Below are 500 nucleotides of genomic sequence, written 5' to 3' on the forward strand. Positions count from 1 at the left end.
CGGCGACCTCGCCCAGCACATCCCCGCGATCTGCCGCAACCTCGCCGAGCTCCGGGTCACCGGCGTCCCGATGAGCGACAACCTGATTGCCGCCGTGGTCCGCCGCAGCTACGACCCGCGCACCGGTGTCGAAGCGGTCGCCGAGCAGGTCGCCCGCACCGACGAGCCGCTGGTGTCCTGGCTCGACGCCGGGCCGGTGACCGCCGAGGAGACCAAGGCGAGCTACTTCCACGACGGCGCGGTGTCACGGACCTGGGAGATGCACATTCCCCCGCGCGGCAAGCCGAACGAGCAGGTGCTCCGCAGCCTTCTCGAAGCAAACGCGAAAGCCCCGCGCAAACGCATCACGCTGCTGCACCGGCCGCTCTCCCCGGCCGACGCCGCCGCGGCCGTCGAACGAAGCTTCCTCTCCGCCCTCACCGCCTCCAACACCAACCGAGGACTTGGCACCGCACGCGGTGACCTCGGCCTGCGGGCCGCCGAGCAGACCCGCCGCGAGG

At 72.0% G+C, this 500-nt stretch carries 1 protein-coding gene; it reads left to right on the top strand.

Translation table 11 applies throughout. The features are described 5' to 3' along the window. A partial coding sequence (locus ACFWJO_RS39055; protein ID WP_386872972.1) for an SCO6880 family protein occupies window positions 1-500 on the top strand: 500 nt, incomplete at both ends.

The organism is Streptomyces sp. NPDC127092 (genome assembly GCF_042722475.1).
Lineage (GTDB): Bacteria > Actinomycetota > Actinomycetes > Streptomycetales > Streptomycetaceae > Streptomyces.